At 49.1% G+C, this 8,295-nt stretch carries 4 protein-coding genes and 1 pseudogene; all 5 read right to left on the bottom strand.

Going from position 1 to position 8,295, the window contains the following annotated elements; all coding sequences use genetic code 11:
• A pseudogene (locus QVP67_RS13435) lies at positions 1–604 on the bottom strand (hypothetical protein); the annotation flags it as partial.
• Positions 601–2,460, bottom strand: a complete 1,860-nt coding sequence (locus QVP67_RS13440; protein WP_022164080.1) for a WG repeat-containing protein — start codon at positions 2,458–2,460, stop codon at positions 601–603. The pseudogene QVP67_RS13435 and the gene QVP67_RS13440, both read right to left, overlap by 4 nt.
• Positions 2,461–2,574: 114 nt before the next feature.
• Positions 2,575–3,471, bottom strand: coding sequence for a fimbrillin family protein (locus QVP67_RS13445; RefSeq protein WP_022164081.1), 897 nt, complete (start codon positions 3,469–3,471; stop codon positions 2,575–2,577).
• Positions 3,472–3,489: 18 nt separating this feature from the next.
• Positions 3,490–7,023 (bottom strand): fimbrillin family protein, encoded by a 3,534-nt coding sequence (locus QVP67_RS13450; RefSeq protein ID WP_022164082.1) that lies wholly within the window; start codon positions 7,021–7,023, stop codon positions 3,490–3,492.
• Between the two features lie 37 nt (positions 7,024–7,060).
• Positions 7,061–7,972: a fimbrillin family protein gene (locus QVP67_RS13455; protein ID WP_022164083.1), complete on the bottom strand. Its 912-nt coding sequence runs from the start codon at positions 7,970–7,972 to the stop codon at positions 7,061–7,063.
• Between the last annotated feature and the right edge of the window lie 323 nt (positions 7,973–8,295).

Consider the following 8,295-nt stretch of genomic DNA (forward strand, 5'->3'; position numbering starts at 1 on the left):
CACCGTGTCGCCGCATAAGTGCCAGGCGCAGTCCGGCCGAAGGCCCGTCGGCCTGTATACCTGCGTTGAGCAATATAAGCCTGCGCCAGGGCTCCCGTGGCCGGCGGGACCGTTGAGGCGGAAGCGGTGGCAGATGCTTAGCCAGGTACAGGGAGGTGTCGGGCAGTACAGGCCGCTTTTCAAGCGTTGGCATTTCTACCGGATACTGATATCCGAGTGGCGGTGTCAGCATCAGTTCGTAAGTCATACGCGATTCGAGCGGTGCCGCAAAGCGATAATCGCGCAACACGCCCCATTGCGGATGTTTGATGGTTATCATCACACTGCCTTTGGGCAGGTATAACCAGATTTCTCCTACATCGTTTTTACGTTTTACGATGCCCAGAGGAGAGGAGAATACAAAATCCTTGTCACCTACTATTTTGATCAGGGCACAGGCTTCATCGTTCAGGTCGCGCACCGGGTCAATGTAGGCTGAAATGTCATTGGGCAATATACGGAAATGGCGTACGGTAAAGTCCTGTGCCAAGGTGCTTCCTGTAGGTAAAAGCAGCAGGAGGACCGGCAGCAGACTGAATAGTAGGACGGATGAAGTACGTTTCATTGCAGGTTAAAGTTATTGATGTTGAATATTTCGTTTTCTGGCAGTGGCGTATGGTCAGCTTGCATACGGGGTTGCCAGGTACGTACGTGAATCTTCGGGGCTGTTTCGTCACGGAAGTCCCACAGCAGGAACAGATACCCGTCGTCGGCATAGATGTCCGACCGGTACTTCTGTCTCAGGCTGACTCCGTAAATACCTTTCACCGTAGGATGGCGCATGATGTGGAAATCGCTGAACTTCACGTCGATGCTGCGGTTGGCCTTGAACACTTGTTTCAGACGGTCCAGATACTGCCGTTTGCTCTTAACGTTGTAGACGACCTGTGCAGGCGACAGGTAGCCGGTTTCCTTTTGCGACGTGTGTACCACGGTGCCTACCACAATAAGGGCGTTCTCGCTGAACAGCTGTTCCAGAAAGTCGATGTCCTTGGTCGTATACGAAGTACGCAGATGCTCTACGTAGTTCAGTATCATCTGTCTGTTCCCTGCATCCTTTTCGTCCAGTTTGCCCGATACCACTTTGATGGCTTCCTGGTAGAACGGATGCTGTTCGCTTACTTTCCTCCAGTCCTGACTGGCTATATGGCTGGAGGTTTTTGTTGTGGGTTCCGTCGTATGGTTGCCGGATGCTTGTGCAAGGTCTGTGTCTGGGAGCGCATTTCCCTGCTTGTCTTCAATGCTTTCAGATTGCAGTTTCATGCTGTTTCCGGCCGATGGACGTTCTATCAGGAAACGCTGCGGACACAACCGGCTGGCAGTCTGCTCCTCACCGATGACATTATAAGTCATATTTCCCTGCGGATTCCCTTCCGTATCAATCAGCAGGTATCGTCCCTTTTGCCGGGCTACGGCAAGTCCTTCATTGTAATAATGCCCGATGGAATCGTATTGAAATTGGATAGCTGCCTGATTTCTGGGATCGACCACTGCCCATTTCCCGTTCTTACATATGGCTGTGAGCCCGTGGTTAGTCAGGTGTATTTTGTCGTAGATGCTCGGAATCAGGGGTTGCCCCTGGCGGTCGATAACGCCCTGTCCTTCCTCCGTTTCTACCACAGCCATATCATTCTTGTATGGCAATGCCAGGCGAAACTTTTCGGGCAGATAGAGTTCCGGTTCTCCCTGCCGGTTCAGGTAGCCGAAGTGACGGGTACCCAATTCGCAGAACAGAAGACGGCTGTCGGACAGTCCGGCATCGAGCAGCGAGTTGGACAGCCGGATGGCCGTCTTTATCTTTCCGTTCCTGTCAATCAGCAGGTAGCCGCTCTGTCCCTGGCTATTGGTGTTGCCGGCCAGTGCCAGGCCTTCGTGAAAATCGTATGCCCGGTCGTAAATGGGTGGAATAACGATGTTCCCCTGTGTATCCATATATCCGTATTTCCCATTGCCTGTGGCAAACAGTGCACGACCTTCGCTGAAGTTATGCATCAGTACGATGTCATATTGCGGATATTGGGCCGTCGAGGCTACATTGTTTCCCTGTTTGTCTATCAGCAGAATCGGAGAATCTGTTTCCTCCTGAGCAAGTGTCACGTTCTCGAAAAAATGTCCGATGCGTACAAAGCTGCGTTGGCTGACGGGATGTGCAGGATCGTGCAGGCTGTAGAGTTGGAGACGTCCTTCTTCATTTGCCAGACTGAACATGCCTCCTACAACGGCCGATGGCCGATGTTCGAAGCTTCCGGCAGGCTGTAACACGGTCCCGTCGGTGGCTATCAACCCCCACGTTGTTCCATCGTTACGGAACGGAAGAGCCTCAACAGGATCGGTATCCAAATGGTGGCATGACGACAGGAAAAGAACACAGACAGATAAGCTCGATAAAAGAATATGGAAAATAGGATTGGTTTGTTGCATGGTTTTACATCGTTATGTGACGGCAAAGATAACTTAAAATGAGATGCCTATCCTTCTTTTCCCATAAAAAATGAGAAAAGAAAGGATGGCATCTCCCTACCAGTTAATGCAACTTTATTCGTCCCAATTTTCCAACTCTCCTCCTATTTCAATCTTTATCTGCTCCGGATTTTTAGAAACAACCAATTGTACGGAATGCTGTATGCCTGGTTTAAAGACAAACTTGCTTTCGTACAGGTAAGACACTCCTTTCATGATGACCTCCACCAGCGGCTGACGGTTGTCCAGGCGTTGGGGAACGATGATGGCCGAATAGGTATGGTTCCCCAGACTCTTGGCCTGTATACTTTGCCGGGTGCCGTACGTGTAGCGTGTCACTACACCGGCACTCAGGTCAATGGTGGCTTCGGGCACCGTGTTGTGGATATATACTTCAGCATTTTCCGGCAGTTCGCCTTCAAAGTCTTCTCCTTTGACCAGTCGGATCAGCATGCGGCTCATACGGTGGGCAAACTGAAGGTTGACAGGTGAATTGCTCGCACTGACGTTCTGTTGACCGGCCCATAAGAAGTCGCTCGCTTCGTATTCTCCTTCGGCCGACTGGTCGGTCGACACGCTGAAAGGCAGATTGTCCACCGAAGTTACCGGTTTCATTTGCGGATAGTACGCATAGATGTTGTAAGTGCCTCCATCCCAGTATACGGGCTTTTCGGTTGTCCATTGGCTCCCGTCGAAAGTCAGGGCGGCATTGTTTACGTAGTTGCCCGAAACTTCCAGTGGGGTATCTTTGCGGGTGATGAACAGACCGACCCGGTCTCCACTTTCGAAGGCTGTAGTCGTCACCCTTGAGTCGGCAACCGCTTGCCGTGGGTGCATGACGTTGAAAGTCATCACATTCTCATCTTCGGCAGCTGGTAGCGGCGATTCGTTGTCGCTGCATCCGCTTCCCACCATCAGCAGGACTGACAGGAGTCCTGCTTCCAGTATATGGTGTAACTTGTTATTGTTCATATCAGTAGGTTTATGACGTTATTTGTTTTTCTTGTTGCCCAGCGGACTGCCTTTGTGAATCTTCGGCGGGAGCTGGTAGTTGTGCACACTTCCTCCACTGTATCGTAAGTTGTCGAAGCTGCGAGTAGCAGCATCGTTGCTCACTACGTCGTTGGCTTTGAAGTCCTCGTAGCTGAACTCTTCGCCAGCATATTGCTTGATGCGTTTCACGATGGCCATACGGCTGATGGTGCTGTAGTAGGGGATGTCGTTGTTCATACAGCTGTTCTGCTCCGAACGGAACACGCCCCGGCTGTGCATATAGCCACCTTCGAAGATGTCGACAAAGTCGCTGTATTTTTCGTCGAATATCAGCTGGCTCCAGGGCACTTCGTTCATCTTGCCGGTCAGCGACAGGTTTTCGTACCATCCCAGGGCTTTGGCCCAATTGATAGCATCGACATGTCCGCAACAAGAACACCCACAGAAATCGATGAACGCATTGTGATAGATGTACTCGTCACCCAGTTTGCCGAATCCGTGTCCACCTGCTTCGTGTTGGATCACTCCGCGTGTGTCGAGCGGATAACCATACGTGCTGAGCGGACAGAATGCAATGGCCGATCCGTCTTCCCACATTTGGCAGATGCCGCCGTAATCGGTGCTGTTGGGCACCACAATAACGAGCGATTCTTTCAGATTCTCTGTCGTCACGGTAGGCATTCTCAGTGCATAGTCAAAGACAGCATCGTAGTCGCATCTCAATCCTACGCCGCCGGTATACGTCGTTTCAAATTTGGCGTAGCGGATGGTGTTGATCGTACCGATACCCGTTTCCGGTGATACAGCAATGGCTGTATAGACGTTGAAATAGTCGCGATAGCTCTTGTACGGCTCTATGCCGAAGAAGTTCTCTACCTGATCCTGCATGTCTTTCATATACTTGCCGTCCGAAATGTCCTTGGCGTCATATCCGTCGCCTAAAAAGACGAGGTTGATGCCGCCCCTATTGCCTTTGCTGGCTTTCTGCAGGTTGATGATTTCGTCTTCGGCATAGATGTAGTCGTATTGCGATACGGTACACTTGTGGCGATAGTCCTGGTCTTTTAGCTTAAACACGATTTCTCCGCTACGCATGGGGCTTCCCGATGACATCTGATGGATGGTCAGTGTTAATTCAGTTTTTTTACTACCCTCGTTTTGCGATAGCGTACACCAGTCCGGCTTGCTTTCTACTATCCAGTCGCCTTCCGCATCAACAATCAGCGTACGGGTACATTCGGTATTGATAGCATTGGCTATGCTGGGTCGGCATACCAGCTCGCGATGGGCGGCAATGCGTTTGAAGTCGTTCCAACCCGGTGCGGCCTGATATTGCTGAATGGCACTTTCCGGTACTTCAAGGGTGAAGTTGTCTTTGGCTACGCCGTTAAAAGCTCCTATTTGTACATAAGGAGGCATTGAACCCTTGCAGACGATGCTACCAATACCAAAGCAATCCTGGAAAGCACCGCCTTCTTCATAGTAACTGGCTTCGTAACGGATGTTTTCCAGACTTTCAGGAAATACAAGTCCTTCGATACCACGACACTTGGCGAAGGCTCCGGCACCGATAGTTTGTAAGTCTTCAGGAAATTCTATAATACCTGTTAAACGCCAATTGTTTGTAAATGCTTTATCTCCTATGGATGCTATTTTTTCAGGAATTTTTAGTTCTCCAGAAAAATCACAACCGTAAAAAGCACCTTCTCCTAATGATACAAGATTTTTGGGTAATACTAATTCTCCTTTTAGTGGAGAATTGGCAAAAGCGTATTCCCTTATGCTAGTAATACCCTCATGAAGTTCTAACGTCCCGTTTAATCCTGTGTTCCAAAAAGCCCCTTGTGAAATATAAGTTACCCCTTGGGGAATTTTAAGATTGCCAGTTAGGTTTTTGCATCCAGCAAAGGCAAAATCACCAATAAATTCAAGCTTTTCAGGTAATATCAGATTACCATAGAATCCAATATTTCCATTGGCATTTTGATCTCCAAACACTTGATGCCCGATGTATTTCAGATTATTTGGAAGTTTAAGCTCACATGTAAAGTTGCATCCGTTAAAGGCACCACCAATATCTACAGCTCCTCCTCCTCCAATATATTCCAAAGTGCTTGGTAATGTTAATGAGCCTGTTAATGAATTACACCATAAAAATGCACTAGCTCCAATATGAGTAACTCCTTCTGGTATATTAATACTTCCAGTTAAGTTGACGCAACTTCTAAATGCACAATCCCCAATTTTATGTAATTTGTCTGGTAAAACCAAACGGAGTAATGATGCTTTTTCATTCAAGGCACTTTCTGGGATGATGTCATCCTCGTATTCCCAACTATTATTAGGGAAACCTCCTCCACGGCCTCCGAATTGCCCATGTAAACATCTTACTTCTTTCAGATTCAACGATTGCAGTACATCCATCGAATCACGCATGAAGTAGAAGTCCTGCGAGTTTATTTCTCCCGTAATCTTCAGATTCTGCAATTTTCTGTAATCCTTCTTTGCAGCCGTAATCGAGTCCTTCAGATGCCCGGCTGTAGAGTTGATGACGATGTATTCCTTCATGGTAGCATCGTGCGACACGTCGTCGTTCTCCCAGGCGGTGATGGATTCACCTGCCAGTTTGAAGGTATATTCGCCTGTCGATTCCTTTTTGTTCACCTGAATGGTGAAGTTATGCATTTTGCCGCTGACGTAGGTGAAGGCTTCTTCTTTGCTGAAGTTGTAGACTACACCGTTGACGGTGATGCTGAACAGCTGTGTGCCTGCCGAAATGGTTTGTGGCACTACGATGCCGCGGAACACGTTGTCTTTTACGTAAGGGATGATGCCGGTAGGGCTCACTTCGCCTGTAGCGCTGACGCTTCCGTCGGCCAGGTTGATGACAGCCTTCTGCTTGGTGTTCTTAATCAATACCTGTTTTTCGAGTCCGGCCCATTCACCTTCGGCAAAACCATCGCCCTCGGTCAGCGTGATGCGCGGGCTACTCATGCGGTGGCGCATAGGCAGACGGATGATTCTTTCCGTAGGAGCCACGTCGGCAGCCTTTCCCCACAGGAAGTCGCTGGCTTCGTAGCCGCCCATTTCGTTGCTGGTGGTAGTGGTAGACTGGTCTTTTTTCACCTCGAAAGCATAGGCATTAACATCCTCGGGCGAGCCGAAGGGGTAGTAACCATAAATATCGATGTGCGTATGATCGTCTTTCCAATAGACGTCGTAAGCCGAGTTCCACTTGTAGGCGGCTTCGTCGAACGTATGCTTCACGTTGTTGCCGCGGTTACCGCTGTTTTGCAGCGTACCCGGTGTACTTCCCTGATAGTCTACGATGTAGACACCCATTTCGTCGCCATCGCAGAAACCGTTGTCGTTGACACGTGTCACGGCTACCTGTTCTATCTCTCCGGACAGAACGATGGGACGTCTGTTTTCCTCCTGCGATCCGTTCGGACCGAAGGTGTCATCGTTGCACGATGCCAGTGCCCCGACGAGCATTAGCATAGCCAAGCTGTGAATGATGTTGTTTCTCATATATGAGTTCTATTTAAGTTTATTCTGTTTGTTCTGTTTATTCTGCCACGCCACCATGGTCCTCACCATCATCTGTCCAGTCGCCTATATCAACGTTGATACCGTTGCTGGTCTTCTTGACGGTGATGGTAAACGTATGGCGCTTGCCACCGACAAAAGTAAATTCCTTTTTCAGGTTGAAGTCACGCCCGTCAATGGTTACGGTGAACAGGTTGTTGGCCAGCGGAATACTTTGCGGGATTACCAGTGCCTTGAACTCGTTGTTCTTGCCGCGCAGGAAAGAGACAGATTCTTTCTGTGTACCGGGAGTTACACTGCCGTCCTGCAGGTTCAGTGTGGCCTGGCATACAGCCTGGTTCAGCTTCACGCTCACATTTGCAGCTTCCAGTCCTTCGGTGGTGAATCCGTTTCCGGCGCTCACTTTTACTACGGCGCAACTGAACACGTGGTTAAGGGTCAGCCCCACCGCTTTTTCGGTAGGCGACACATTCAGCGTCTTGCCCCACAGAAAGTCGCTGGCTTTGTAGTTGGCTTCGGTGCTTTGGTCGGCCAGTGTCTCGACAGGCATTGCCTTTACGTTGGTCAGCGTACTGCTATAAGGATAGTAGCCATAGAAGTCGGCCGGAGTAGTTTCGTCTTCCCAGTAGATAGGTGTGGCCGGAGTCCACGTACCATCGTAAGTGAATCGCATGTTGTCCACATGGTTACCGGCGTTAAGCAGCGGTCCCGACACCCCTCCGCTGTAGTTCACCACATAAAGTCCGATTTTGTCGCCAGTCTCAAATCCCGTATCAGTAGCCTTGGTAGAGGTCGCAGTGATGCCGCAACTGAGGGTTATGGGGATTTTCTTAGACTCGGGTTCCGGTACTTCATCCGTATGATCGGACGAACATCCTGCCACAAACAGTGCAAGCATGGTTGCACACAGAAGTTGATGATATGTTTTCATACGTTCGAATTAAATTTGTTACAAAAGTAATAAGACTGTTAATAGCTGTCAAGTTCATAATGGTTCATACGGTGAGATGAGTGGGATATTAGTGGGGGATGGGCTGTAATGTCATTTCAAACTACCTATAGGTAATTGGTAAACTACCTATAAGTAATTCTTCAACTACCTATAAGTAATTGTATATTTACCTATAGGTAGTTTGAAGTGGTTAACTGCTGCGATGTTGCTGTATCTATGATTGCAGCGTTGCTGTATTTATGGTTGCGGTGATACTGCATCTATGGATGCAGTGTAAGCATTCGAAGAAATGCACCTTTTAC

The sequence above is a fragment of the Bacteroides sp. CAG:633 genome (assembly GCF_000435115.1).
Lineage (GTDB): Bacteria > Bacteroidota > Bacteroidia > Bacteroidales > Bacteroidaceae > Bacteroides > Bacteroides ndongoniae.